22 protein-coding genes are annotated in these 24,561 nt (G+C 63.5%); 8 read left to right on the top strand and 14 right to left on the bottom strand.

All coding sequences use genetic code 11. The features are described 5' to 3' along the window. The first annotated feature begins 132 nt into the window (after positions 1 to 132). Positions 133 to 423 carry a co-chaperone GroES gene (locus F4827_RS21325; RefSeq protein WP_183726773.1) on the top strand — a complete coding sequence of 97 codons (291 nt, stop codon included), beginning with the start codon at positions 133 to 135 and terminating at the stop codon, positions 421 to 423. Positions 424 to 453: 30 nt separating this feature from the next. After that, positions 454 to 2,088, top strand: coding sequence for a chaperonin GroEL (gene groL, locus F4827_RS21320; protein WP_183726770.1), 1,635 nt, complete (start codon positions 454 to 456; stop codon positions 2,086 to 2,088). 79 nt (positions 2,089 to 2,167) lie between these two features. Here groL and F4827_RS21315 read toward each other — a convergent pair whose 3' ends face one another. The 6 genes from F4827_RS21315 to F4827_RS21290 form a co-directional block, all read right to left on the bottom strand. Then, a complete protein-coding gene (locus F4827_RS21315; RefSeq protein WP_183726768.1) occupies positions 2,168 to 2,989 on the bottom strand; it encodes a VOC family protein in 822 nt (273 codons plus the stop codon). A gap of 146 nt (positions 2,990 to 3,135) precedes the next feature. Further along, positions 3,136 to 3,996 carry a taurine ABC transporter permease TauC gene (tauC, locus tag F4827_RS21310; protein ID WP_183726766.1) on the bottom strand — a complete coding sequence of 287 codons (861 nt, stop codon included), beginning with the start codon at positions 3,994 to 3,996 and terminating at the stop codon, positions 3,136 to 3,138. Between the two features lies 1 nt (position 3,997). After that, positions 3,998 to 4,780: a taurine ABC transporter ATP-binding protein gene (locus tag F4827_RS21305; protein ID WP_183726764.1), complete on the bottom strand. Its 783-nt coding sequence runs from the start codon at positions 4,778 to 4,780 to the stop codon at positions 3,998 to 4,000. A 50-nt stretch (positions 4,781 to 4,830) separates the two neighbouring features. Next, a complete protein-coding gene (gene tauA / locus F4827_RS21300; RefSeq protein WP_183726762.1) occupies positions 4,831 to 5,832 on the bottom strand; it encodes a taurine ABC transporter substrate-binding protein in 1,002 nt (333 codons plus the stop codon). A gap of 130 nt (positions 5,833 to 5,962) precedes the next feature. After that, positions 5,963 to 7,075, bottom strand: coding sequence for a porin (locus F4827_RS21295; protein WP_260175356.1), 1,113 nt, complete (start codon positions 7,073 to 7,075; stop codon positions 5,963 to 5,965). Positions 7,076 to 7,319: 244 nt separating this feature from the next. Then, the gene (locus F4827_RS21290) at positions 7,320 to 8,294 is read right to left on the bottom strand and encodes a choline sulfate utilization transcriptional regulator (RefSeq protein ID WP_409258834.1); all 975 of its coding nucleotides are present in this window, start codon (positions 8,292 to 8,294) and stop codon (positions 7,320 to 7,322) included. 208 nt (positions 8,295 to 8,502) lie between these two features. Between F4827_RS21290 and betC the strand changes: the two genes are divergently transcribed. Beyond that, a complete protein-coding gene (gene betC / locus F4827_RS21285) occupies positions 8,503 to 10,050 on the top strand; it encodes a choline-sulfatase (protein WP_183726759.1) in 1,548 nt (515 codons plus the stop codon). Positions 10,051 to 10,064: 14 nt separating this feature from the next. Here betC and F4827_RS21280 read toward each other — a convergent pair whose 3' ends face one another. After that, positions 10,065 to 11,078 (bottom strand): sulfonate ABC transporter substrate-binding protein, encoded by a 1,014-nt coding sequence (locus F4827_RS21280; protein WP_183726758.1) that lies wholly within the window; start codon positions 11,076 to 11,078, stop codon positions 10,065 to 10,067. Between the two features lie 282 nt (positions 11,079 to 11,360). On the opposite strand from F4827_RS21280, the gene F4827_RS21275 reads away from it, so the two are divergent. The 3 genes from F4827_RS21275 to F4827_RS21265 all read left to right on the top strand — a co-directional run bounded on the left by F4827_RS21275 (position 11,361) and on the right by F4827_RS21265 (position 14,594). Continuing rightward, a complete protein-coding gene (locus tag F4827_RS21275) occupies positions 11,361 to 13,406 on the top strand; it encodes an FUSC family protein (protein WP_183726757.1) in 2,046 nt (681 codons plus the stop codon). 131 nt (positions 13,407 to 13,537) lie between these two features. After that, on the top strand, positions 13,538 to 13,714 hold the full coding sequence (locus F4827_RS21270) for a hypothetical protein (RefSeq protein WP_183726756.1): 177 nt from the start codon (positions 13,538 to 13,540) through the stop codon (positions 13,712 to 13,714). Between the two features lie 133 nt (positions 13,715 to 13,847). Further along, positions 13,848 to 14,594: a response regulator gene (locus tag F4827_RS21265; RefSeq protein ID WP_183726755.1), complete on the top strand. Its 747-nt coding sequence runs from the start codon at positions 13,848 to 13,850 to the stop codon at positions 14,592 to 14,594. Positions 14,595 to 14,636: 42 nt separating this feature from the next. Here the strand turns inward: F4827_RS21265 and F4827_RS21260 are convergent, their stop codons facing one another. The 3 genes from F4827_RS21260 to F4827_RS21250 form a co-directional block, all read right to left on the bottom strand. Continuing rightward, positions 14,637 to 15,023 carry a VOC family protein gene (locus F4827_RS21260; protein ID WP_409258838.1) on the bottom strand — a complete coding sequence of 129 codons (387 nt, stop codon included), beginning with the start codon at positions 15,021 to 15,023 and terminating at the stop codon, positions 14,637 to 14,639. A gap of 278 nt (positions 15,024 to 15,301) precedes the next feature. After that, complete coding sequence (locus F4827_RS21255; RefSeq protein WP_183726753.1) at positions 15,302 to 16,543, bottom strand: cystathionine gamma-synthase family protein; 1,242 nt, start codon at positions 16,541 to 16,543, stop codon at positions 15,302 to 15,304. A 174-nt stretch (positions 16,544 to 16,717) separates the two neighbouring features. Continuing rightward, on the bottom strand, positions 16,718 to 16,879 hold the full coding sequence (locus tag F4827_RS21250; protein WP_183726833.1) for a hypothetical protein: 162 nt from the start codon (positions 16,877 to 16,879) through the stop codon (positions 16,718 to 16,720). 152 nt (positions 16,880 to 17,031) lie between these two features. Between F4827_RS21250 and F4827_RS21245 the strand changes: the two genes are divergently transcribed. Continuing rightward, on the top strand, positions 17,032 to 18,249 hold the full coding sequence (locus F4827_RS21245) for an SfnB family sulfur acquisition oxidoreductase (RefSeq protein WP_183726752.1): 1,218 nt from the start codon (positions 17,032 to 17,034) through the stop codon (positions 18,247 to 18,249). Between the two features lie 89 nt (positions 18,250 to 18,338). Here F4827_RS21245 and F4827_RS21240 read toward each other — a convergent pair whose 3' ends face one another. After that, positions 18,339 to 19,358, bottom strand: a complete 1,020-nt coding sequence (locus F4827_RS21240) for a sulfate ABC transporter substrate-binding protein (protein ID WP_183726750.1) — start codon at positions 19,356 to 19,358, stop codon at positions 18,339 to 18,341. 277 nt (positions 19,359 to 19,635) lie between these two features. Further along, positions 19,636 to 20,460 carry a phosphate/phosphite/phosphonate ABC transporter substrate-binding protein gene (locus F4827_RS21235; RefSeq protein ID WP_183726748.1) on the bottom strand — a complete coding sequence of 275 codons (825 nt, stop codon included), beginning with the start codon at positions 20,458 to 20,460 and terminating at the stop codon, positions 19,636 to 19,638. A 76-nt stretch (positions 20,461 to 20,536) separates the two neighbouring features. On the opposite strand from F4827_RS21235, the gene F4827_RS21230 reads away from it, so the two are divergent. Continuing rightward, on the top strand, positions 20,537 to 21,589 hold the full coding sequence (locus F4827_RS21230) for a fatty acid desaturase (RefSeq protein ID WP_183726746.1): 1,053 nt from the start codon (positions 20,537 to 20,539) through the stop codon (positions 21,587 to 21,589). A 4-nt stretch (positions 21,590 to 21,593) separates the two neighbouring features. On the opposite strand, the gene F4827_RS21225 is transcribed toward F4827_RS21230, so the two are convergent. Together F4827_RS21225 and F4827_RS21220 are read right to left on the bottom strand one after the other, a co-directional pair. After that, positions 21,594 to 23,069: an APC family permease gene (locus F4827_RS21225; protein ID WP_183726744.1), complete on the bottom strand. Its 1,476-nt coding sequence runs from the start codon at positions 23,067 to 23,069 to the stop codon at positions 21,594 to 21,596. Positions 23,070 to 23,148: 79 nt separating this feature from the next. Next, a complete protein-coding gene (locus tag F4827_RS21220) occupies positions 23,149 to 24,558 on the bottom strand; it encodes an LLM class flavin-dependent oxidoreductase (protein WP_183726743.1) in 1,410 nt (469 codons plus the stop codon). Positions 24,559 to 24,561 lie beyond the last annotated feature (3 nt).

Raw genomic sequence — 24,561 nt, 5'->3', positions numbered from 1 at the left:
TCCGTTATTGGAGCGCGGCGCGGCGTCTTCCTATACTCGACTTTCCGATCAGCACTCGAATGAGACGAGTGCCAGAGATCGACAAAGATCGACAAACAAGCCGCTATGGCAATAGCAAAAGGAAAGACGTCCATGAGCCTGCGCCCATTGCACGATCGCGTGATCGTCAAACGCCTCGACCAGGAAACCCGCACCGCATCGGGCATCGTGATTCCCGATAGCGCCGCCGAAAAACCCGACCAGGGCGAAGTGCTCGCCGTGGGGCCGGGGCGACGCGACAACGACGGCCGCCGCATTGCCCCCGACCTGAATGTTGGCGACCGCGTGCTGTTTGGAAAATATGCCGGTCAGACCGTCAAGGTCAATGGCAACGAATTACTCGTGCTGCGCGAAGAAGACATCGTCGCCGTCGTGAATCAATAACTGCGTTCCAGCGCCCGAGAGGCAACCATCATGGCATCCAAAGAAATCGTATTTGGCGATATCGCCCGCACCAAACTGATCGAAGGCGTGAATATTCTCGCCGACGCCGTCAAAGTCACGCTCGGTCCCAAAGGCCGCAACGTCGTGCTCGAACGCAGCTTTGGCTCGCCCATCGTCACCAAGGACGGCGTGTCGGTGGCCAAGGAAGTGGAACTGGCCGACAAGCTGCAGAATATCGGCGCACAGATCGTCAAGGAAGTGGCCTCGAAAACCAGCGACGCTGCGGGCGACGGCACGACCACGGCCACCGTGCTTGCGCAGGCCATCGTGCGTGAAGGGCAAAAATACGTGGCGGCGGGCCTGAACCCGCTCGATCTGAAGCGCGGTATCGATAAGGCGGTGACGGCCGCCATCGAGGAACTCAAGAAAATCAGCAAGCCGACCACCACGAGCAAGGAGATTGCTCAGGTAGCGACCATCTCGGCCAATGGCGAGGAATCGATTGGCCAGCGCATCGCGGAAGCCATCGACCGGGTGGGCAAGGAAGGCGTGATTACCGTGGAAGACGGCAAGTCGCTCGCCGACGAACTCGACGTGGTGGAAGGGCTGCAATTCGATCGCGGCTATCTCTCGCCGTATTTCATCAACAACCAGGACAAGCAGATTGCCGAGCTCGACAATCCGTTTATCCTGCTGTTCGACAAGAAGATCTCGAATATCCGCGATCTGCTGCCGGTGCTGGAGCAGGTGGCGAAAGCAGGGCGACCGCTGCTGCTGATCGCAGAGGATATCGAAGGCGAGGCGCTTGCCACGCTCGTCGTCAATAATATTCGCGGGGTGCTCAAGACGGTCGCAGTGAAAGCGCCGGGCTTCGGCGACCGTCGCAAGGCGCTGCTCGAAGATATCGCGATTCTCACGGGCGGCCAGGTGATCGCCGAGGAAACCGGCCTCACGCTCGAAAAGGCCACGCTCGCGGAACTGGGCCAGGCCAAGCGCATCGAGGTGGGCAAGGAGAACACCACGGTGATCGACGGCGCAGGCGAGGCCGCGGCGATCGAGGCGCGCGTGAAGCAGATTCGTTTGCAGATCGAAGAAGCGACGTCTGACTACGACCGCGAAAAGCTGCAGGAACGCGTGGCGAAGCTGGCGGGCGGCGTGGCCGTCATCAAGGTGGGCGGCGCAACCGAAATCGAAGTGAAGGAAAAGAAGGACCGTGTGGACGACGCGCTGCACGCCACGCGCGCAGCGGTGGAAGAGGGTATCGTGCCGGGTGGCGGCGTGGCGCTGATTCGTGTGCGCCAGGCGATTCTCGACCTCAAGGGCAGCAATGCCGATCAGACGGCGGGCGTGAAGATCGTGCTGCGGGCGCTGGAAGAGCCGCTGCGCCAGATCGTGACCAATGCGGGCGAAGAGGCGAGCGTGGTAGCCGCGAAAGTCGCGGAAGGCTCGGGCAACTTTGGCTATGACGCGGCCACGGGGCAGTATGGCGATCTGGTGGAAAAGGGCGTGCTCGACCCAACCAAGGTGACGCGCACGGCGCTGCAGAACGCGGCCTCGGTGGCGGGCCTGCTGCTGACGACGGATGCGACGGTGCATGAGACGCCGAAGCCAGCGGCGGTGAACGGCGCAGGTGGGGCGCCGGGTGGACCGGATCTCGGGTTCTGATTGCAGCATTATCCACACGAAGAAAAGCCGGGATTTTTCCCGGCTTTTTTGTTTGCTCAATGTAAATTCGTTTTCCTCATCAAACCGCAAGCTCCAGCGACGCCCCATGCGTAAGCGCGAGCGGCAACTTCCTCGCATGACTCGCATGTGCAGTGGCAAGCGTCACGCCAAACACGCCTTCTCCATTCGCGGCCAGGAAAGCGCGCAGATCGGCAGCCAGCGTAGCGCCGTCATGCTGTTCCGGCGTACCGTGCGCCGCAAGCAGTACCAGCGTGGCCGTGCCGCTCGCAAAGGTCGCGAGCCGCACGGCATGGTCCGGCAACGCCGCGACATGCGCGTCGAAATCGCCTCCCAGGAGTGCCCGATAGCGTTTGATGCTCGCTTCCAGATCCTTCACGACGATCGCCACGCTGGCGATTCCCTGCGCGCCATTTGCATGCCGCTGCGCATCGCCTACGGCCACGCGCAAAAATCGCGGCGTGAGATCGTTGCATAGCAAGGGCAGATCGCGCGTGGCGGGCTCGGCGGTTTGCCATTCGATGCGCGTGCCGTCGGGGCGAATGCGCCCGCCTGGAATCGGGCCTTCGTAGTGCAGCCCGCGTGTGCGGGCGGCGTCGATGGAATCCGTTATCGCCGCAGCGAGCAAGGCGAAATCGCTGAAACCTTCCGCCGCCGATGACTCGTTACGCGGCTTGCGCGATTCGCGTGCCTGACGCAAACCAGGCAAAGACGCCGCGAGATCCAGAAAGCGTCCGTCGTCGAAGCCGATCAGCGCGTGATGCGTGGTGCCGTCCGCATGGATGCCGCCGCGTTGCACGGTGAAGCCGGTCTCGCTGAAATCGGCGATGGCCTGTTCGAGATCGGCAATACGAATGACGATGTGATCGAGCGGCAAGGACATGGCGAGGTTGCTCCAGAATGGTGAAAGACCAGACTAGGACTCGTCCTGCCGCGAGGCAACCAAGCAATACTGGGAAGGATATGAAACGACGCGCGCGCGAGTTTTACGTCGCGCGCGGCAGGGCAGAGAGGGCGATGAGACTGACTTCAGCCTTCGGCGTGCCAGGGCGTGAGCTTGCGCTGCAGCGCGCGCAGTCCCAGTTCCAGCACCAGCGCAATCGCGCCTATCAACAGGATGCCGGCAATCACCACGTCGGTGACGAGAAAGCGTGATGCGGAATACACCATGAATCCCAGACCTCGGGTGGCGGCGATCAGTTCGGCTGCCACCAGCGTGGACCAGCCCGCGCCCAGCGCGATGCGCACGCCGGTGAGAATTTCCGGCAGCGCGCTGGGCAGCACCACATGGACGAGCAACTGCAGGCGTGTCGCGCCCAGCGATTGCGCCGCGAGCAGGCGGCTCTTCGCCACGCGGCTCGCACCGGAAGCCGTGGCGATCGCCAGCGGCGCGAAGATCGTGAAATAGATCAGGAGTACCTTGGACAGTTCGCCGATGCCGAACCAGATCACCATCAGCGGCAGATACGCGAGCGGCGGCACGGGGCGATAGAACTCGATGACGGGATCGAGCACGCCGCGCGCGATGCGGCTCGTGGCGATGGCGATGCCAGCCGGAATGGCGGTGACGAGCGCAAGCGCGAACGCCAGCGCAATGCGCGAGAGACTGGCGGCGAGATGCTGCGTCAGCGTCGCATCGTCGAAGCCATCGGTATAGAGCCGCACGAGCTTGCGCAACACGGCCTCGGGCGTAGGCAGCAAGACCGGCGGCAGCCATTGCAGATGGCTTGCAAGCCACCAGAGCCCCAGCAGCGAGCCAAGCGTCGCGGCAGTCGCGGCGTGGCCCGCATGAAAGCGCGGCGCATCGCTGCGCGCACGCGGCGGCGCACTGATTTCCTGCGGCGCGGCGCCTGCAGCAAGCGTTGCGGAGGGGGAGTCGTTGAGCGCCATATCAGGCTCCTTCGGTTTCGCGCATCAACTGGTCGAGCAACTCCAGATGGATGGCGGTGAATGCCGGATCGCTGCGGATCGAGCGTAGCGATTCTCCTTGCGCATAGCGACGCGCAAAATCGAGCCGATGGCGCGCGACCACGCGGCCGGGACGCGGCGAGAGAATCAGCAATTCGGTCGACAGCAGCACGGCTTCTTCGATGCTGTGCGTGATGAGGAAAATGCCCTTGCTGGTTTGCTTCCACACATCGAGCAGCAGGCTTTGCATGCGCTCGCGTGTGAGCGCATCGAGCGCGCCCAGCGGTTCGTCCATCAGCAGAAAGGCGGGATCCGCGGCCAGTGCGCGGGCAAGACCGACGCGCTGACGCATGCCGCCCGAAATCTCGCCGATGCGGTGACGCTCGAAGCCGCCAAGCTTCACCAGTTCGAGCACCTCTGCTGCGCGACGTTCGCGCTGGGCGCGGCTCGCGCCCTGCATGCGCAGCCCGAACGAGACGTTGTCGATCACGTTGAGCCACGGCATCAGGGCATCGTCCTGGAACACCACGCCGCGGCTCGCGTGCGGTCCGTCGACATTCGCGCCGTCCAGCGTGACCGTGCCCGAGGTGGGCTGCTGGAAACCGGCGAGCAGCGAAAGCAAGGTGCTTTTGCCGCAACCGGAAGCGCCGAGCGCCACCACGATCTCGCCGCTCTTGATCGACACCGACACATCCTGCAAGGCGGTGAGCGCGCCGCGCGCGCTTTCGTAAATAACGCTGACGCGTTCTGCTTTCAGCTCGGCCATGTTCGCCTCCGTGGGCGCGCACACGGCGCGCCCTTCATACGTACACCCAATTACTTTGCCGCCGCGACATAGCGCGGTGTGATCGACGCGCTGTAATCAGGCAAGGCCTGATCGATCTTTTTCTGTTCTTCAAGGAAGCGGGCGGTCGCGGCCACGGCCTTCGCAGTGCCGCCGCCCAGCAGCGCCGGCGAGCTCTGTTCCGCCGCGTCGGGATACTGATTGCCCGCGAGCAGTTGCGGTACGTCGGCGGGGCTTGCGCCGGAAAGCCTGGCGATGGCCGCCACCTGCGAGGAAGCAGGGGTCCACGACTTGCCGTTGGCGCGATAGTCCGAAATCGCGCCGAGCGTCACGCCCACGAACTTCTGCACGAAGTCGGGGTGCGCCTGCGCGAAGTCCTTGCGCACGGCCCAGATATCGAAGGTGGGCGAACCCCATTTGCCGACCTGTGCGGAATCCACCAGCACGTGACCGCTTTCGCGCGCCTTGCCGAGCGCCGGGTCCCACGTGTAGGTCGCATCGATCTCGCCGCGAGTCCAGGCGGCGACCGTTTCGGTCGGCCCCAGATTGACGATATGGACCTGATCGGGCTTGATGCCCCAATGCTTGAGCGCGGCGAGCAGGCTGTAATGCGCGGTCGAGACGAACGGCGTGGCGATGGTTTTGCCGATCAGATCCTGCGGCTTCTCGATATGGGCGCTGTTGCGCACCACGAGCGCTTCCGAGCCGCCGGTGAGCGCATTGATCACGACGGCCTCGACCGGCACGCCACGGCTCACCGCCGCGGCGAACGGGCTCGAACCCACATCGCCGATCTGGATGTCGCCCGAGGCCAGCGCGGCCACGATATCGGCGCCGGTGTCGAAGCGTCGCCAGTTGATGGTCCAGCCCGTGGCCTTTTCATACGCGGCGCTGGCCTGTGCGAGCTTGGCCGGATCGGCGCCGTACTGATAGGCGATATTGACGGTTTCCGCGCGCGCGGCGGTGCCGTGCGCGACGATCAGCGCGAGTGCCGCGGGTGCGGCGATGGCCTGAATGAGTCGTTTGAGTTTCATGTTAGATAGCGTCCCGTATGGTGTTGTCGGATGTCGATCGCGATGTTGTTCGATAAGAGATGTGGACAGCTTAGCGTCGGCGTGACGCGTCACGAACGAAGCAAAGCTGCATTGCATATGCGCTGGCGCGTTAGAACGAATGACGCATGCCGATGCGTACATCGGCCTGCGTGGAGGTGCTCGACGGCGCGAAGCTGTAGCCGATCACCGCATCCACCCCTTGCGACGCCTTCAGCCAGTCGCCCGAGATATAGACATCGGTGCGTTTGGAGAGCAGATAATGCAGGCCCGCCGAAAGCTGGTTCCAGTGATGCCCTTCGAAGTGCGTGTACTGGTAGCCGCCGATCGCGCTGAAGGCGGGCGTGATCTGCCAGTCCGCGCCGCCTTCCGCCACCTGCATGTGTGAACTGTTGCCGAAGGCCTTGATGGTCGTATAGGTGTAGTTGCCCATCAGCGTGACGGTGCCGATGGCGTAACTCGTGCCTACGCCGAAAGTGCCCTGGCGATCGACCGGGAAGCTGGTGCTGGAGTAGAGATCGGTGACCGCGCCGGTAGCGGCGTTGACGCTCACGGTCGGTTGACCCAGGAACGTGCGCGTGCCGATCATCGCGTAAGGGTCGAATGCGTAGATGCCGCTGGGATTGTTCAACTGCGTATACGCCGCGCCTATCGTGAAGTTGCCGCGCGCGAAATGCGCGCCCACGCTATAGGCGCTGTTTTCGTGGAAGTTGCCCGCTACGTTGCCGAACGACCACATGCCGCCGAACGTGAAGCCGCCGAAATCCTTCGAGAGAAATTTGACCGAGTTTGGCAGGCGGTCGCCATTGAAGCGGTCGAAGTCGCCCTGGTGGATTGCGTAGCCGCTGCCCCATGCGGAAATGTTGTAGGCGTAGGCCATTTCCGCCGTCATATCGAGTTGATCGCCGAATGACAGCGTGCCCCATTGATTCGACAATCCCACATACGCCTGGCGGCCGAACTCCGCGCCACCGAAGCCGAGCCGGCCATTGCCAAGGTGAAAGCCGCTTTCCAGCACGAATACCGCTGAAAGTCCGCCGCCCAGGTCTTCGGTGCCTTTGATGCCCCAGCGGTTGCCATATGACACGCCATCGCCAAATTCCACCAGATGCGAGCCGCCGCTATTGTTCACGTAAGTGACGCCTGCATCGAGAATGCCGTACAGCGTCACGCTGCTTTGCGCCTGAGCGAGTGGCGCGGCGCTCAGGGCAAGCAGGGCAGCCATGCCGCGCAGGGCGGGCGAGAAAGGAATCGTTTTTCTGGTTTGCATGATGTGGGCGCGTGGGTGGGCAAGAACGCCATCGCGGCAGATCGAACAGCTATATCATCGCTGGGAATAAGCGTATTCCATCGAGTGATTTGCAATCCGAACTATTGCGCGTGGCCGGGCTGTGTTGCGAGCCGCCACTATCGCCCACGGGCGTTGCGCCCGTGAAGACACCGCCCCGTTATTCGGTCATAACGCGTGCTTATACAAGTGCTTCGGTTTCGCAGACGCTGAACAGCCAGCGCCTGAAACGCTGCACGGCGGGCGCTTCCGGGCGCGCAGGCGGGCGCACGAGAAAGTAGCCGCGCTCGGTCGAGACGGGCGCATCGAGCAGGCGCACGAGCAGACCCTTGTCGATCAGATCGTCGACGAGCGGAGTCCAGCCCAGCGCCACGCCATGCCCTAGAAGCGCGGCCTGAATCACCAGCGAATAGCTGTTGAAGGTGGCGCTGCACGCAGCTTCGGGCGGCGGCAGCGCGTGCGCTGCAAACCACGCATCCCATGAGAGCCAGCGTGCTGGCTGGGGAGCATGGACGTGCAGCAGCGGCAAAGCGGCTACGTCGCCTGGCTGCGCAACCTGGCGGTGCATCTGCGCAAAAGCGGGCGAGCAGACCGGCGTGACCTGCTCCGCGAACAGGCGGGTGGAGGTGCAAGGCTTCCAGTTGCCGTCGCCGAACGCAATGGCCACGTCGGCGCGATCGCGCTGCGGATCGTAGACGGCCTGCGAGGTGACGATATTGACGTCGAGCGTGGGCATCGCGCGTTTGAGCGACGCCAGTCGCGGCATCAGCCAGTAGGCGGCAAAACCGGGATCGGTGAGAATCGTCAGTGCGTTATCCGTGCGGCTTGCGCGGATTCCGGCAGCCGTGGTGCGAATGGTTTCCAGGCTCGTGCGCACGGTGTCGAAGAGCCGCTCGCCTTCGGCGGTCAGCGTCACGCCCCGATGGCCGCGCGCGAATAGCGGCGCGCCCAGATCGGCTTCGAGTTGCACGATGCGCTGGCTCACGGCCGGCTGCGTGGTGCCCAGTTCGCGCGCGGCCGCGGTAAAGCTTTTGAGTCGCGCCGCGGATTCAAAAGCGAGCAGCGCCTGCATGGGCGGCAGGCGGTCTTGTGCCGTGGCGCGCGCGGTACGCATGGGTGGGGCGAGATTCGCGGTCATGTCGATGGCGGTATTCATGGGGCATCCGGTAATGCGCGGCGGGCGGCGCTCACAGGTACGCCGATCTTCACTGCTTATGTCCTCATAAGCGCGCAAGGGCTTCACGCCGTCGTGCCCGCTGACCTAAGGTGTCACAGGAACAGACGACGCCATGCTGCATCGGCATCAAGACCATCAGCAGCGCGCGTCCTGCAATCGCAATCGTTTATTTTATCGACGCCCGCTCATGGCTCATAACGCGAAACCGAATATCCTTATCTTGATGGGCGATCAGGTCACGCCCGCCGCGCTGCGCGCTTATGGCAACACCGTATCGAAAACGCCGCATATCGACGCGCTCGCACGCGACGGCGTCGTGTTCGATTCCGCCTACTGCGCGAGTCCCTTGTGTGCGCCCTCGCGCTATGCGCTGATGGCAGGCAGCCTGCCGTCGCGCATCGGCGCGTATGACAATGCGGCGGAATTGCCCGCGCAGACGCTGACGTTCGCGCACTATCTGCGCGAAGCGGGCTATCGTACGGCGCTTTCGGGCAAGATGCATTTCTGCGGCCCGGATCAATTGCACGGCTTCGAAACCCGTCTGACCACCGACATCTATCCTGCCGATTTCGGCTGGGTGCCCGACTGGTCCGATCCGCAGCGCCGCCAGAGCTGGTATCACAACATGAGTTCCGTGTTCGACGCGGGGCCGTGCGTGCGCACGAACCAGCTCGATTTCGACGACGAGGTGGGCTATACGGTGCGCCAGCACCTGTTCGACATCGCGCGCGATCAGGCGAGCGGCAAGGATACGCGGCCTTTCATGACGGTTGCTTCGTTTACGCATCCGCACGATCCCTATGCGATTGCGCACGAATACTGGGATCTTTATGAAGGCGAGGAGATCGATCTACCGAAGGTGAAGCTCGGCTATGAAGAGAGCGACCCGCATTCGCGCCGCTTGCGCGAAGCGTGCGAAATCGATCGCGAGCCGATTACTGCCGATCACGTGCGTCGCGCGCGTCGTGCTTATTACGGCTCGCTTGCGTATCTGGACGCGCAATTTGGCGCGATTCTCGGCACGCTCAAGGCCACCGGTCTTGCCGATAACACCATCGTGATCTTCACCGCCGATCACGGCGACATGCTGGGCGAGCGCGGCCTCTGGTACAAAATGACCTTTTTCGAGGGCGCCGCGCGCGTGCCGCTGGTCGTGCATGCGCCGGGGCGTTTCACGCCCGCGCGCGTGACGGCTTCGGTTTCGCATGTCGATCTGCTGCCCACGCTGGTGGAAATGGCCACGGGCGAGCGCCGCAACGTGTGGCCCGATGCGATCGACGGGCGCAGCCTGATGCCCCATCTGCAAGGGCAGTCAGCACAGGACGCGCACGACGAAGCCATCGGCGAATATCTGGGCGAGGGCGCGCTCGCGCCTATCGTGATGATTCGTCGCGAGCGCTACAAGTACATCTATTCGCCGGTGGACCCGGAGCAGTTATTCGATCTGCACGACGATCCGCTGGAGTTGCGCAATCTCGCGGCCGATCCCGCGCATGAGCAACGCTGTGCGGAGTTGCGCGCGGAAGTGGCGCGCCGATGGAATCTCGAAGGCTTGCACGAGGCCGTGCTCGCGAGCCAGCGCCGCCGCAGTTTCCACTTTCGCGCCACGCGCCACGGCCGCATCGAGCATTGGGACTGGCAGCCGCAAACAGCGGCGAGCGAGCGCTATATCCGCAGTCATCTGGAGCTCGACTCGCTCGAAGAAAACGCGCGTTTTCCGCGCGTCAAAACCTGAGCGCAGGCGCAGAATCAGGTCGCGTCCCAACGCGCGTCGGCGACGACCAGTTTCTTCGGAATCAGCTTCAGATCGGTGAAGGTGTCGGCGATCTGTTGCTGGTACGCGAAGGTGGCCTGATCGAGCGGACGCACGCCGAAGGTGGTGCGCTTGAGCGCGACTTCGAGCGTAGCGGCGTCGAGTCCCACCAGCGGCGAAAGCTGCGTCGCGACGCCCGGAATATTGGCGCGTGCGTAGGTATCCACGGCGGCGATTTCATCGAGCAGCGCATGCAGCACAGGCGCCTGAGCCGCTGCGAACTTGCGGCCCGCGAGATAGTACTGCGTGTTGTTCACGAGGCCTTCGCCGGTAGCGATCACGCGCGCATTGGCCTGGCGCTCGATGGCGGCAAAGTAAGGATCCCAGATTGCCCAGGCGTCCACGCTGTTGCTCGTAAAGGCGGCGCGTGCATCGGCGGGCGCGAGGTAGACAGGCTGGATGTCTTCGTAGCGGAGATTGGCCTTCTTGAGCGCTTCCACCAGCAGATAGTGCACGTTCGAGCCGCGATTGAGCGCCACGCGCTTGCCGCGTAGTTCGGCCACGCTGCGAATCGGCGAATCGTGCTGCACGACGATGGCTTCGGCGCGCGGCGCGGGCGGCTCGCTGCCGATATAGACGAAGTCCACCCCGCCCGCCTGCGCGAAGATCGGCGGCGTCTCGCCCACGGTGCCCACATCGACGGCGCCTGCATTAAGGCCTTCGAGCAATTGCGGGCCGCCCGGGAATTCGAGCCATTGCACACTAAAGCCGGAGGAGGCCAGGCGCTTTTCCAGCGTCTTCTGAGACTTCAGGACCACGAAGTTTCCATACTTCTGATAGCCCACGCGCAGCACCTTGCTGTCTTGCGCACGCGCCGCTGAGCTGCCGAATGCGGCCGCGAGTGCGCCCGCCGTTGCGGTGACGCCGCGCAAGGCACCGGCCGCGCCGGCTTTGAGAAGCAGGCGGCGCGCGTCATTCGCGCCCCGGCGATCATGCTGGGAATTCGACATCGTAGTGTGGCCCGGAAAGAGTTTGCTCAAGCGTGCATGCACGGCGAACGCGCATAATGCGTGGCGATTCGCGGGGCGGTCAACGGATCGCTTCGAAGATTTTCTGCTACGCATTTCGTGTGGCGGAAATAGCCGGGTGTGGCATTGCACTGGCGTTCAGGGATCGCTCGCCCAAGGATTCGTCGTATCAAAGCAGATCGACCCGGCGGCACGCCGACGCCCCGTTTCCCGCCGCGCTTGTACAGTGCGACTAGCTCAACACCTGCGCAACGCCCAAACGCCATGTACAGCCTCGCCAGACTGGTATCGGTTGTCAGCCGCAGCACCTTCAGGGCGGAAGGCCATGTGTTCGCCGTCACGCCCGAGCGTGTCGGCATTGCCGAGGGCGTGCGCGCGGCGCTGGCGATGGCGCCGTTGCTGGTCGCCGCAACGCTGCTGGCGCGGCCCGAAATCGCGCTGGGCGCGGTGGCGGCTTTCTGGAACTGTCTGTGCGATCCGCAGGGCAGCAAGGCCGCACGCCTGAAGGCGATGGTCAATTTCACGGTGATGGGCGTTGTGGTCCTGACGATCGCGTCATGGGGCGCTAACTGGGGTGAGAGTTGGGGTGAAAACTGGGGCGGAAATCGCGGTTATACGGCCCGTCTGGCCATACTGTTCGCGCTGGTATTCCTCTGCGGGCTGACGAGAAGCTACAAGGCAGCATTGGGCCCGATGCCCGCCCAGGCGGGTTTCATCGCGTCGCTTGCGGTCGTGATCGGCGTGGCCTCGGCCCGTCCTTTGACGGGCGCGCTCGAACTGGGCGGCTACTTCCTGCTGGGCTCGGTGTGGACCATGCTGTTCTGCGTGTTCCTCGTGCCGATTCCGTTTCGGCAATCCGGCAATCTGACGCTGGCGGCGATCTTCGGCAGGCTGGAGAGTATGGCCGCGTTCGTCAACACGCTGGAGTCCAATCCTCAGGCCGATAGCTGGCAGACCTTCGATCTCGTCCACCGCCGAGGCGTGCGGATGTCGATCGAGCGGGGACGCGCGCTGGCGGCGCTCGACACCTGTAATGGATTGCGCCTTGGCGCGTATATCGACGCCTCCGGCCGAATCTTTTCGGCGCTGATTGCCATCGGCCAGACGCGCCGGAATGCGTCAGCCGCTGCGAGCGAGCCCTCGCGGCGCTTGCTGCAAGCGCTGCAGCGACTGCTGCTGGCTGCAGGCAATCTTCCTCTGCTGGATGGACCGCTGCCCGATACGCTGGTTGCACAAGCAAGGACGCTTTTGCATGAGGCCGCGAGCCAGGACGATGCGATCGCACGTTGCGTGAAATTCGCGGCGAACGCGGTGGTGCGCCTGTCCACGCCCGACGCCGTGCCCGCCGCCGGCAGCGGACAAATACCGGTTGGGCCGGCACCCGCCGCGCGCGGCATCGACGTGCAGGTCTGGCGTCACGCGTTTAGAGTGGCGCTCGCCGCGGTTGTCGCTTTCGCGATTGGCACCTGGCTGAATGTGACGCTGGCTTATTGGGGCGCACTCGCGGCCATCATCGTCACGCAACCCGTTGCGGCGAACACGTGGCTGCGCATTCTGGAGCGCGCGTGCGGCAGCATTGTCGGTGGATTGATCGCCGCCGCCCTGCTGGCGACGCTTCCTGGCCCTGGCGCGATGACGCTGGCGATCTTGCCGCTAGCCGCACTGGCGATTGCTTGCCGGTTGGTGAGCTACGGCTTTTTCGTGGTGTTTCTCTGTCCCATGTTCATGTTGATTTCGGACTTTATTCATCCCACGGGCGGATTGATCGCGGCACGCTTTATCAACGAAGTCATAGGCGCTTGCGTGGGCGTGGCGGCCAGTTTCCTCCTCTGGCCAGGACGTCACGACGATGTGCTCAATGCCGCCCTCCAGGCCGCGATATCCGCCAACATGAATTTCGCATCGGCTGCGCTGCGCATGGATAGCGCTTCGATCCCGGACCTCGACCGTCTGCAACGGGAGGCGGGAATGGCCAGCACGCGCCTGGAAACCGCGCGGGAGCGCCTGCTGCTGGAAGGGCGTTGGCGATCGGCGGGACTTGAGCGTCTGCGCGAGGTCATTGTGTCCTTGCGAGTCGTTTGCGGCACGGCTGCCGTGGTCGAAGTGCTGCGCGATGCAGAGCCGCGCACGGAGGATCGCCAGCGAGCCGATGCCTGCGATGCGACGACCGCCCAGTTGCTACACACGCTCGCAACGCGAACCCCGCTGCAAACCCCGCTCCCTACCTCAAAGGCCGCCGACGACGATCTGGGCGAGGCCGTCCATCAGCTCACGGACGCGTTGAATCACTATGTCACTTTGCCCGCTTGATTGCCCGATAAGAAATACGGCTGTGCAAGGGAAGGATTGGTAATGCGCCAGCGGCCCGCAGGCATGGGAGCAGCCGGAAATCCATGGGAAAATGCGCGGGATATTTGAACGGTTCATGTAAGGCATTTCCAATGCGCTCAGGCTTCAAAATCGCCCGGGTGGCACGCATCACCGTAGCTGCGGGTGCACTAGCCGGCATGGCGCTGCTGCAAGGGTGTGCATCGACGCTGGGCAATATCGCGCTTGGCGCAGGACTGGGTGTAACGGTCACCGTGTCGGCCATTTATTGCGCGTTGGCGTGCCACTGAGTTCCGCATGCAGGCATGCCGCAAACGCGCGCAGGAAAGGCGCGGAAATAATCAGTAAGCCAGTGTTGCGATCTTTATCGCATCATCGGGGTTTCGATTTGGGTCTGCCTGCTTCATGCTTCAATCCGCGTCCATGCAAAAGTCCGACCTGCACGTCCTGCACGTCGACGATGACGAAGTCGTCTGCCAGGTGCTAGGCAGCTTCTTCGCGTCGCGCGGCGTGCGATTCACGGCGGTGCATAGCGCCGATCATCTGGAAAGCACGATCGACAATCTGCGGCCGTCCATCGTCGTGCTCGATCTCATGTTGCCGCGCGTGGACGGCCTCACGGCGCTCAGACGTTTGCGCGAGCACGACAAGACCACGCCGGTCATCATGCTCACCGCGCTCGCGGATGAAACCGAGCGTATCGTCGGCCTGGAAATGGGCGCGGACGATTACATCGGCAAACCGTTTTTGCCGCGCGAACTGCTCGCGCGCATTCACGCCGTACTGCGCTTTGGCAGCGGGCAAAGCACTCGGCCCATGAGCGCGGCACCGGACCGCATCCGTTTCGGGCGCTTCGAACTGACGCTCTCACGCCAGACCTTGAGCAAGGACGGCGTGAGCGTCAAGATCGGCGAGAGCGAACTGCTGATACTCGCGCATCTTGCTTCACGCCCGATGCAGGTGATCAGCCGCGAAGCGCTGGTGCGCCTGCTCGAAGCGCGCAGCGGCAGTTCGTGCACGCGCAGTATCTATGTGGCGATTCTGCGGCTCAGACGTATCGTCGAAATCAATCCGGAACAACCGCGCGTGATTCAGACCGTGAGAACGCGCGGCTATATGTTCGTACCGGAATCGGAATCGGAATCGACCGATGCAAAGGCCGCCGAATAACTGAATGTCAGCCGCGCGTCGGGGACATTGAACCGCCCAATTTCAATGATCGAACGTCCCTTGATATTCGGGCGCGGCATCACTGCGCGTATTCAGTTCAAACATCACGCCGCCCGGCGCGCGACAAAAGAAACGCGAGCCGCGCCCGTTGTTGAAAATATCCGTTTCCATTTGCACGCCTTCAGCCTTGAAGCGCGCATAAAGCGCCTGCACGGCTTCCAGATCCGGCAGTTCAAAACCAAGGTGAAAATTCTTCGGCCACGCAGGGGCATCGTTGCCCGCATCATCGATCACCACGTCATAGCCGGGGCGCTTGAGAATATACGAGCGGTCCCACGTACCCGCGATGGTGAAACCCAGATATTGCTCGAAGAAAGCGGCGGTTGCCGCGGTATCGGCTGAAGGAAAGCTCAGGTGATTGAGCTTCATGGCCTGAATGACGTGTTCGCTGGTATCGCTCATAGTCTGTCTCGCTTGCAGTGGCGGCGGCCCCATGCCGTGCCTTTCAGCGAAAACAGAATAAGAGAAGCGTGCGTATTCGAATACTCGCATTGCCGCGTGTGTTCAGCGGGGCGAGAAGCCGCCGTCTGGCAGGCTTTTGCGAGGCAAGAGCAGGCGCGCGGGAAAGGCATGCTCGCTTTTGACGTGAAGCGAGTGAGCATGGCGTTCCGGTTGGATCCGGAACGCCATGCTCATGCCGTGCGGTGTCAGGCTGCCAGTTCGAGCGCCTGCGAGAAGTCCGCGATCAGATCGTCGATATCTTCGATGCCTGCGGAAAGGCGCAGCATGCCGTCGGAAATACCCATTGCCTTGCGCGTCTGAGGACCGGCTTCGAAGAAAATGGTCGGCGCAACCGGAATGATCAGTGTGCGTGTGTCGCCAAGACCGGTTGCCTTGATCGGCAATTGCAGCGCGTTGACCACGTCGATCATGCGTTCGGTGTTGAGCAGTTCGAACGAGAGCAGCCACGACGCACCCTTGAACAGCTTCTGCGCAACCTCGTATTGCGGATGGCTTTTCAGGCCCGGATAAAACACCTTGCCGATCGCCGGGTGCCCTTCGAGAAACCGCGCCAGCGCGAGCGCGTTGTCGCTGCTTTGCTTCACGCGCAGCGCAAGCGTTTCGGCGCCCAGCGCAATCGAGTGCGCCTGTTCGGAGGACAGCGCCGCGCCCATGTCGCGCAGGCCTTTCTTGCGGATCTGCAGCAGGCCCTGATCCTTCGCAGCCGAACGGCGATAGTCGTCGGCGATGTTCGGATACGCGCTCCAGTCGAACAGACCCGTGTCGGTCACCGCACCGCCCAGCGCTGCGCCGTGGCCCGCGATCGTCTTCGTCAGCGAGTTGATCACGAGGCTCGCGCCTACCGCCTTTGGCTTGAACAATGCAGCCGACGTGATGGTGTTATCGACCACATAGGCGAGGCCGTGCTCGCGGCACACGTCGCCGATGCCTTGCAGATCGGGAATCTGCGTGCCGGGGTTCGCGATGGTTTCGACGAACACCATGCGCGTCGTCGGGCGAATCGCATTCTTCACTTCCTGGGCATCGCAGGCGTCGACGGTCGTGACTTCGACGCCGAGCGCGCGCAGCGTGCCGAACAGGCTGTTGGTGTTGCCGAACACGTAGCGGCTCGACACCAGATGATCGCCCGCACGCAGCAGCGTGAGAAAGGTTGCCGTGATCGCGGCCATACCGGTGCTGAAGCAGATCGAGCCAACGCCGTCTTCGAGGCTCGTGATCTTGCGCTCCAGCGCGGCGGTCGTGGGCGTGCCCTGGCGCGCGTAATTGAAGCCGCCTTTTTTCGTGCCCTGAAATACGCCGATCAGATCCTCGACGCGTTCGAAACCGTATTGCACCGACGTGTGAATCGGCTGACGCACGCCGCCGTGCTCGCTGCCCGAGATCCTGTCGCCGTGAACGATGCCGGTGGTGAAGCCTTGCTTGCTCATTCCTTCTCCGCTCTTCAAGTCCGCATTTCAAATCGATTGCCGGTCGCCGATTATCGCCTGTAAGCGGTGGTGCGCGAAGCCTTCAGGGGCGCGTGGGCGGTGGTTGCGTGATTTTCACTCTGTATTGCAACTAACCGCCAAGCGCTGTTCGACCCACGCGCACCACGCGATCCCTCACTGGATCGCGTGGCAAACCCCGGCAACCAGCGCGCCCGCGCGCGCCGCAGAGAGCCCGCCGCCCGCGATCAGAAAAAGCGGCACGGCAAGCTGGCGGCCGAACATGATGCCGTTGGCGAGGAATTGCGCGAACGCGGCGAAGCAGGGCGTGCCGGTCATGTCCCGCTTGCGCTCTCAGGGGTCTCAGTCGAAACACGAATATAAGCGCTGCAGCGTGCCACGCCATGGAATATCGATTTGCCAATCGCTCGTTTGGCGCGCGTCGTGTTCGTTGCTAGATTGTCCGCACCTTCATTGATGCGGAGAAAATCATGGCAGAGACCGGAGAGCAGGGCCAGCACGCAGGCGTGCACGTGATCGTCGACGATGACGAGGCCATCGCTGTTGCGCGAGCACTCGCCGCGCGTCTCGCCGAGGGCGCAGCCGAACGCGATCGCGAACGGCGTCTGCCGCGCGAGGAGATCGAATGGTTCTCGCAATCCGGCCTGTGGGGCATCACGGTGCCGAAGGCCTATGGCGGCGCGGGCGTATCGTTCGTGACGCTCACCGAGGTCGTCAAGCTGATTTCCGCCGCCGATTCTTCCATCGGACAGTTGCCGCAGAATCACTTCGGCCTGGTCGACGTGATCGCGCTCACGGGCACCGAGGAGCAGAAGCGCTATTTCTTCGCGCAAGTGCTGGCGGGCAAGCGCTTTGGCAATGGCTTTTCCGAAAAGGGTACGAAAAACGTGCTCGATCTGAAAACGCGTGTCCTGCGTGACGGTGACGATTACGTGGTGGACGGCACCAAGTTCTATTCGACGGGCGCGCTGTTCGCGCATTTCGTGCCGGTGCTCGGTCTCGACGAGGAGAAGCGCGGCTGGCTTGCCTATATTCCGCAGGGCACGGCGGGGCTGACGATCACCGACGACTGGTCGGGCTTCGGTCAGCGCACCACGGCGAGCGGCACGATCACGCTGGAAAACGTGCGCGTGAGCGCATCGCATGTGCTGCCCGCGTATCGCGTTTCCGATCAGCCCACGCTCAACGGCCCGGTTTCGCAGATCATTCAGGCCGCCATCGACGCGGGAATCGCGAAGGCGGCCATCGACGATACGCTCGCTTTCGTGCGCGAGCGCTCGCGGCCCTGGGTCGATAGCGGCGTCGAACGCGCCAGCGAAGATCCCCTGACCGTGCGGGAGATCGGCCGTCTGTATATCCAGTTGCATGCGGCCGAGGCCTTGCTCGAACGTGCGGCGCAGGTGCTCGACGATATCTCGGCAAAGGAAGCGGTGAGCGAGGACGATGTGGCGCGCGCGTCCGTGGCCGTGGGCGAGGCGAAAGTGCTCACGACCGAGGCTGCGCTGCTGGCGGGCGAAAAACTCTTCGAACTCTCAGGCACGCAATCGACGCTGGCCGCGCACAATCTCGACCGGCACTGGCGCAACGCGCGCACGCATACGCTGCATGATCCGGTGCGGTGGAAATATCACCTTGTCGGCAATTATTATTTGAACGGCGTGAAGCCTGCGCGCCACGCGTGGAATTGAGCGCGCTCTAAAAGAACCGGCAAACGCAAAAGCGGGACGGCGCCTGAGCGCCCGTCCCGCTTTTTGTGCCTGGTGCCGAGTGATTCGGCTTACTTGCGATCCGCGTAAATCTGATCGAAGGTGCCGCCATCGGCGAAATGCGCGGCTTGCGCCTTTTGCCAGCTGCCAAACACCTGTTCGACCGTAAAGGTCTTGAGCGGCTTGAACTCGTCGGCGTGTTTTGCGAGCACGGCCTTGTCGCGCGGGCGCAGATGATGCTTCGCGATAATCTCTTGCGCGGCAGGCGTGTACAGATACGTGAGATAAGCCTGCGCTTCCTTGCGCGTGCCGCGCTTGTCCACCACCTTGTCGACCACGGCCACGGGTGGTTCGGCCAGCAGGCTCACGGAAGGATAGACTGCTTCGAAATCCTGAGCATTCGCGCCAGATTCGATCAGACCCACCTCGTTTTCGAAGGTGACGAGCACATCGCCGATGCCGCGCTGCGTGAACGTGGTGGTCGCGCCGCGTCCACCCGCGTCGAGCACCGGCACGTTCTTGAGCAGCGCGCGCTCGAAATCGAGCGCCTGCGCGTCGCTCGCGCCTTGCAGTTTGCGATAGCCCCACGCGGCCAGATAGGCATAGCGGCCATTGCCCGAAGTCTTCGGATTGGCGATCACCACCTGCACGCCGTCCCTGGCCAAGTCGTCCCAGTCCTTGATGTGCTTGGGGTTGCCCTTGCGCACCAGGAACACCATCGTGGTGGTGTAGGGCGCGCTGGCGTCCGGCAGGCGCGCGCGCCAGTCGGCGGGCACGAGTTGGCCGCGCTCGGCGAGCAGGTCGATGTCGTTGGGCTGGTTCATGGTGACGACGTCGGCCTGCAGACCCTGCAAGACCGAGAGCGCCTGGGCGCTCGAAGCCCCATGCGACTGGCGGATCGAGACCGTTTCCCCGCTCTTTTGCCGGTAGTCGGCGATAAAGCTCGCGTCGATGTCCTTATAGAGTTCGCGCGTGACGTCGTACGAAACGTTGAGCAGCGAGACGTCCGCGTGTGCGAGCGGCGCGGCAAATGCGGCGCCGGCGACGATGCCCGCGCCGATGAGGCGCACGGCGCGCCCGATTGCTGTCATGGTGGTCCCCGAGTGGTCTGTTCGATGAAATCGATGAATTGGCGGCTGGGCCGCGCTGGCGCTCCATTTTATCGAGCGCTCGCCTGGCCTTTATATCAATCCCTGCGTTGCTTTCCCGAATTGTCGATATGGACCCGCAAATCGCCGCGTGGCGGGCCTGCGCGCGTGCTGGTTATATCGATCTGCCGATTGGTTATTGGAGCCGTGAGCGCGGCGTTTTTATACTGCGCCGAGGCGCTTTAATTAGCGCGGTTTGCTCGCCTGTGTTCTTGCTGTTTCAGCGCAGTTCGGGATAGCCGAGCGCGCGGGCCTCGTCGGCGTATCGCTCGATGCGCGCGTAATCGGCTGCTGCAAGGCGCACGAAACCACGTAGCCGCAAGGTCCGGGCGCGCTGCGAATCGGCGGCGCAGGCGGTATCGAGCGCATCGCGCAGCAAGGCGGCCTGCTGGTCCGGCAAGTTGCGCGATGCGATGAAAGGCAGACCCGGCGCGGCGGCGCTCATGCCGATTGAGCGAATGTCGCGCAGTCGTTCTGGCAGGGCGTCGCGCACGTAGGCCAGCGTCACGCAATCGATGGCGGCCACTTCCGCTTCGCCCGCGCTCAGCGCGCGCAACGCATTGAGGTGAGAACCGACCCACGCCACCGACGAGAAGAACCGCCCGTCACGCGCGAGCGGTGCGACGGCGTGGCGTAGGGCGTTCATGCCGCTGTGCGAATCCTGGCCGTTGCAGGCCGCGCGCAAACCGCGACAGGCCGCGAGCGACACCGCACCCGTGTCCCACGCGCGCGCTGAGACAACGATCGTGCTGCGATAGAACCCACCTTCGCAACCTTCGGCGTCGAAGGCGGGCGTGGCGAGCAGATTGACCGAATCCGCGACGCCCAACATGCGGTAAGGAAAACCGCAGGTCTGCGAGAGCAGCAGATCGGGGCGACGCCAGAGTGTGAGCAGGTCGTCCGGGATGGCGGCGGGCAGATCCACTTCGCGCGGGCCGCCTGACTGGGAAAAGGCGGCGAGCGTATCGCGCAGCAGCGCGCGCCATAGCGCGTCGTGCTGCGGCGTGACGTTATACATCGGCAGGGCGGCGATCCAGCGGCTCATGGCGACAGTTTAGACAAATACGGGCAATGGCGGGCGAACGTCGACGATAGTGGAAAGCGCGCCCGCGCAGGGAATCATGGCTGAATATATCGATGCCGAACACGCGCGGGACGTTGCCGCGCTGCAAGCGGGCCTTGCCGCCCGCACCGAATGGCCCACGTGGCTGTTGATCGCTGCCGTTTATGGCGGCTGGGCCTGCACCGTCTGGGCGGTGCATCGCCACGCACTCTCGCTGGCGAGCGCGACTCCGCTATTCGTACTGCTCTGCACATGGCATATGTCGATGCAGCACGAACTGCTGCACGGTCATCCCACACGCCTGGCATGGCTAAACAAACTGCTGGGCTATCCGCCGCTCGCGATCTGGTTTCCCTACACGCTCTATCGCGACACGCATCTCGAACATCATCGCGACGAAGCGCTCACGCTGCCCGGACTCGATCCCGAAAGCAACTATGTGCCGGCCGGACGCTGGCAGCGTTGGCCCGCGTGGCGACGCGCTTTATGGCAGGCGCGCAAGCGCTTTGTCGGCCGCATGCTGGTTGGGCCGCCGATGAGCGCGGCGGCGGTGCTTGGCGCTGCGTGGAGCGCGCTGCGTACCGGCAACCGCCGTTATGCGCCGATGTGGATCGCGCATGGCGCGAGCGTCGTTGCGCTGCTGTATGTGCTCGACGTCTGGGCCGGCGTGCCGTGGTGGTATTACCTGCTGGCCGTCACCTGGCCGGCCCTCGCGATTGCTGCGATCCGCTCGCTTTACGAGCATCGCGCAGCGCCCGAACCGAAGGCCCGCATCGTCATCAACGAGGCGGGTTTCCTGATGCGTCTGCTGTTCCTCAACAACAACTACCATCTGGTGCATCACGATCTGCCCGCGCTGCCCTGGTACTGCCTGCCGCGCGCGTGGCGTCTGCGTCGCGAGGCCTACGCGCACAAGAGCGGGCATTTCGTGATTCGTGGCGGCTATGGCGAACTGCTGCGCCGTTTTGCCTGGCGGGCGACCGATGCCGTCGTGCACCCGTTCGAAGCTGCGAACGGGGTGTACGACGCACCGGACATTCAGGACATTCAGGACATTCAGGACATCGAGGACATTCAGGACGTTGAACAGGAATCGCGGATCGCGGCCTGAAGCATTAAGCGGTTGAAGCGGACTGCACCACCGGCTTAATGCCGATGCGTTGATCGGCGCCGTCGTCGGCCAGTTCGGCTTCGATGTCGTGCAGGCGATGCGGCGCAAAAATACGCAGCGCCACGAACCACGCAAACCCCGCAGCCAGCAACGCAGCGAACACATAGGGCAGCACGGCGTAGGCGCCCGGCGCGGCAGGATAGATACTGCCGACGAACGGAATACCGATCAGCACAACGGCAATCACGCTGATCGCCACGTCCAGCGGCTTGAGTTCGCCGCGACGGCGCAAAAATACCGGCGCGGCGATGGCCACGATCACGTAGGTCAGCAGAAAGCCGAAGGTGGCAATCGTGCTCAGGTAACCGTAAGCGTCGAAGAGCGAGGTGCCGCGCAGTTGAAACACCACGCCCACCACCAGCGAAAGCAGGGCGATCAGCGTCACGGCGATATGCGGCGTGGCGTTGCCCGCATGGGCGCGGCCCGTTGCCGAGTGCAGCAGACCCTGGCGTGCAAACGTGTAGAGCAGTCGCGCAGCGGCGTTGATCGACGAAAAGAACGCAGCAAAGAAGCTGAGCGCCACGCCCGCATCGATCAGCACGCCGAGCGCGCCCAGATGGATGCCATGCGCCACGGCGGAAAGCGGCGCGTTGGCCTGGTCGAGCGGCGTGGCCGCGCCCTGGAACAAGGCGACGAGGCCATATGATGCGGCCAGAAAGAGCGCCGCCGGGCCAAGAATGCTGACGATCACGGCGCGCGGGATCAGGCGGAACGGCTCGCGTGCCTCGACGCCCAGCGCCGTGACGCTTTCGAAGCCCGTGAAGCTGAAGAAGGCCAGCACCATGCCGAGGCGAAGCTGGTCGGGTTTGACGGCGGCTAGTGCCAGTTGCTGCGGATCGACCCAGCGATGGTGCAGGAATAGCGCGGCGCCAATCACGAACAGGATCAGCACGACGGTGCTCAGCTCGATCCAGAGCGTGGTGCGCGTGGACAGGCGGATATCGCGCCAGGTGATGAACCACGCGCCAATCGTCACGGCCACGGTGATCGCAACCGATGCAAGCAGCCCCGTGCCCGCCGCGCCCACGCCAACATCCTTGAACAGCACGACGACTTCGTTGACGGTGCCCTGCAGGATGCCCGCTGCGCCGATGCCGTATGCGATCAGCAGCGACCAGCCCGCGATCACACCCCAGATAGGGCCCAGACCGCGCGCCGCGTAGGTGTAGAGCGCGCCGGGCGAGGCCGTGCGTTTGGCGAATTGCGTGATGCTCCACGATGCGAACAGCAGGCCGATGGTGGCGAGCAGATAGGCGAGCCACGTACCGTTGCCTGCCGTGGCGAAGACAGCGGGGATCAGCAGGCCGGCTCCACCGGCCGCGCCGACAAGACCAATCGATTGTGCAATCAGTTCGGATAGCGAAAGATAACCGCGACGCAATGCGCCGCCGTCTCCCGCCTGGGCGGCGAGTTCGGTCATGGTGTTGGGTCCAGGAGAAAAAGGAAAAAGGAACGAACAGGCGGTCCCGCGCCGGCTGGGCGGCGCGGGGTGAATGACGTCAGACCGGTTCGGCGGTTTCTACGGCTTGCGCGGCTTCACGCTTCACGCGTTCGATGTCGCGGAATTGTGCGGCGGGGTGATTGTCGGGCAGCGTCGGGCCGTCGCCGAAGAGTTTTTCGCGCAAGGTGCCGGGCGCATAGTCCTTCGCATAGACGCCGCGCCGCTGCAATTCCGGCACGAGATGGTGGACCACGTCCTCGAAGGTTTCGTGCGCGATTGCATAGGCCAGATTAAAGCCATCGACGTCGGTGTGCTCGACCCATTGCTGCAGGATATCCGCCACCGTCGAGGGCGAGCCCACGAAGACCGGCCCGAGACCGCCAATGCCGCCCCAACGGGCCAGTTCCTCGATGGTCCAGGCCTTGTCGCCGCCGGCAAGGTGCTCGACAGCGGAGACGATCGCATTGGTCTCGACCCGGCGCACCGTGTCGGTCGGCAGATACTGGCCGAAGTCGATGCCGGTCCATCCGGACATGAAGACCAGCGAGCCGTCATAGGAAACATAACGCTGGTATTCCTCGAACTTTGCCTGGGCTTTCTCGTCGGTCTCGTCGACGATTACCGTGACGAGGTTGTAAATCAGCAGCTTGCGCGGATCGCGGCCCGCGAGCGCGGCCTGGCGGCGCACTTCGGCCACGTAGTCGCGCAGCAAGGTCTGCGTGGGCGCGGCAACGAACACGCATTCCGCGTGCTGCGCCGCGAAGGTCTTGCCGGGACCGGAGGCGCCGGCCTGGAACAGCACTGGCGTGCGCTGCGGCGACGGTTCGCACAGGTGATAACCTGGTACTTCGAAGTATTTACCCTTGTGGCCGATCTCATGCACCTTTTCCGGATGCGTGAAAACGCCTTTCTCGCGGTCGCGCACGACTGCGCCGTCTTCCCAACTGCCTTCGAACAGCTTGTAGAGTACTTCCACGTACTCGGCGGCCACTTCGTAGCGGTTGTTGTGATCGGCGAGACCGCCCTGGCCGACGTTCTTCGCGCCGCTTTCGAGGTAGGACGTCACCACGTTCCAGGCAAGGCGTCCCTTGGTGTGATGATCGGCAGTGGAGAGGCGGCGCGCGAACGTGTACGGATGCTCGAAGCTCGTCGAAGCCGTGATGCCGATGCCCAGATGCTCGGTCGCCAGCGCGAGCGGCGCGGCCAGCTGGAGCGGATCGTTCACGGGGATCTGCGCGGCCTGATGCAGCGCGTGATAGTTGCCGCCCTTATAGACATCGTAATAGCCGATCACATCGGCGATAAAAATCGCGTCGAAAATGCCGCGTTCGAGAATCTTCGCGAGATCGGTCCAGTATTCGAGGTCCTTATATTGCCAGGAGCGATCGCGCGGATGCCGCCACAAGCCGGGCGACTGATGGCCTACGCAGTTCATTTCGAAGGCGTTGAAACGGATGGTTTTGCTCATGGC

It is taken from the genome of Paraburkholderia bannensis, assembly GCF_014200455.1.
Taxonomy (GTDB): domain Bacteria; phylum Pseudomonadota; class Gammaproteobacteria; order Burkholderiales; family Burkholderiaceae; genus Paraburkholderia; species Paraburkholderia bannensis_A.
The sequence above is the reverse complement of the archived record's forward strand: the minus strand, read 5'-3'. Positions and strand labels throughout refer to the sequence as shown.

Excerpts from the sequence above, each read along its gene's own strand:
- F4827_RS21325 (WP_183726773.1), top strand. The coding sequence starts at position 133 with ATGAGCCTGCGCCCATTGCACGATCGCGTGATCGTCAAACGCCTCGAC.
- groL (WP_183726770.1), top strand. The coding sequence starts at position 454 with ATGGCATCCAAAGAAATCGTATTTGGCGATATCGCCCGCACCAAACTG.
- F4827_RS21315 (WP_183726768.1), bottom strand. The coding sequence starts at position 2,989 with ATGTCCTTGCCGCTCGATCACATCGTCATTCGTATTGCCGATCTCGAA.
- tauC (WP_183726766.1), bottom strand. The coding sequence starts at position 3,996 with ATGGCGCTCAACGACTCCCCCTCCGCAACGCTTGCTGCAGGCGCCGCG.
- F4827_RS21305 (WP_183726764.1), bottom strand. The coding sequence starts at position 4,780 with ATGGCCGAGCTGAAAGCAGAACGCGTCAGCGTTATTTACGAAAGCGCG.
- tauA (WP_183726762.1), bottom strand. The coding sequence starts at position 5,832 with ATGAAACTCAAACGACTCATTCAGGCCATCGCCGCACCCGCGGCACTC.
- F4827_RS21295 (WP_260175356.1), bottom strand. The coding sequence starts at position 7,075 with ATGGCTGCCCTGCTTGCCCTGAGCGCCGCGCCACTCGCTCAGGCGCAA.
- F4827_RS21290 (WP_409258834.1), bottom strand. The coding sequence starts at position 8,294 with ATGAATACCGCCATCGACATGACCGCGAATCTCGCCCCACCCATGCGT.
- betC (WP_183726759.1), top strand. The coding sequence starts at position 8,503 with ATGGCTCATAACGCGAAACCGAATATCCTTATCTTGATGGGCGATCAG.
- F4827_RS21280 (WP_183726758.1), bottom strand. The coding sequence starts at position 11,078 with ATGTCGAATTCCCAGCATGATCGCCGGGGCGCGAATGACGCGCGCCGC.
- F4827_RS21275 (WP_183726757.1), top strand. The coding sequence starts at position 11,361 with ATGTACAGCCTCGCCAGACTGGTATCGGTTGTCAGCCGCAGCACCTTC.
- F4827_RS21270 (WP_183726756.1), top strand. The coding sequence starts at position 13,538 with ATGCGCTCAGGCTTCAAAATCGCCCGGGTGGCACGCATCACCGTAGCT.
- F4827_RS21265 (WP_183726755.1), top strand. The coding sequence starts at position 13,848 with ATGCAAAAGTCCGACCTGCACGTCCTGCACGTCGACGATGACGAAGTC.
- F4827_RS21260 (WP_409258838.1), bottom strand. The coding sequence starts at position 15,023 with ATGAAGCTCAATCACCTGAGCTTTCCTTCAGCCGATACCGCGGCAACC.
- F4827_RS21255 (WP_183726753.1), bottom strand. The coding sequence starts at position 16,543 with ATGAGCAAGCAAGGCTTCACCACCGGCATCGTTCACGGCGACAGGATC.
- F4827_RS21250 (WP_183726833.1), bottom strand. The coding sequence starts at position 16,879 with ATGACCGGCACGCCCTGCTTCGCCGCGTTCGCGCAATTCCTCGCCAAC.
- F4827_RS21245 (WP_183726752.1), top strand. The coding sequence starts at position 17,032 with ATGGCAGAGACCGGAGAGCAGGGCCAGCACGCAGGCGTGCACGTGATC.
- F4827_RS21240 (WP_183726750.1), bottom strand. The coding sequence starts at position 19,358 with ATGACAGCAATCGGGCGCGCCGTGCGCCTCATCGGCGCGGGCATCGTC.
- F4827_RS21235 (WP_183726748.1), bottom strand. The coding sequence starts at position 20,460 with ATGAGCCGCTGGATCGCCGCCCTGCCGATGTATAACGTCACGCCGCAG.
- F4827_RS21230 (WP_183726746.1), top strand. The coding sequence starts at position 20,537 with ATGGCTGAATATATCGATGCCGAACACGCGCGGGACGTTGCCGCGCTG.
- F4827_RS21225 (WP_183726744.1), bottom strand. The coding sequence starts at position 23,069 with ATGACCGAACTCGCCGCCCAGGCGGGAGACGGCGGCGCATTGCGTCGC.
- F4827_RS21220 (WP_183726743.1), bottom strand. The coding sequence starts at position 24,558 with ATGAGCAAAACCATCCGTTTCAACGCCTTCGAAATGAACTGCGTAGGC.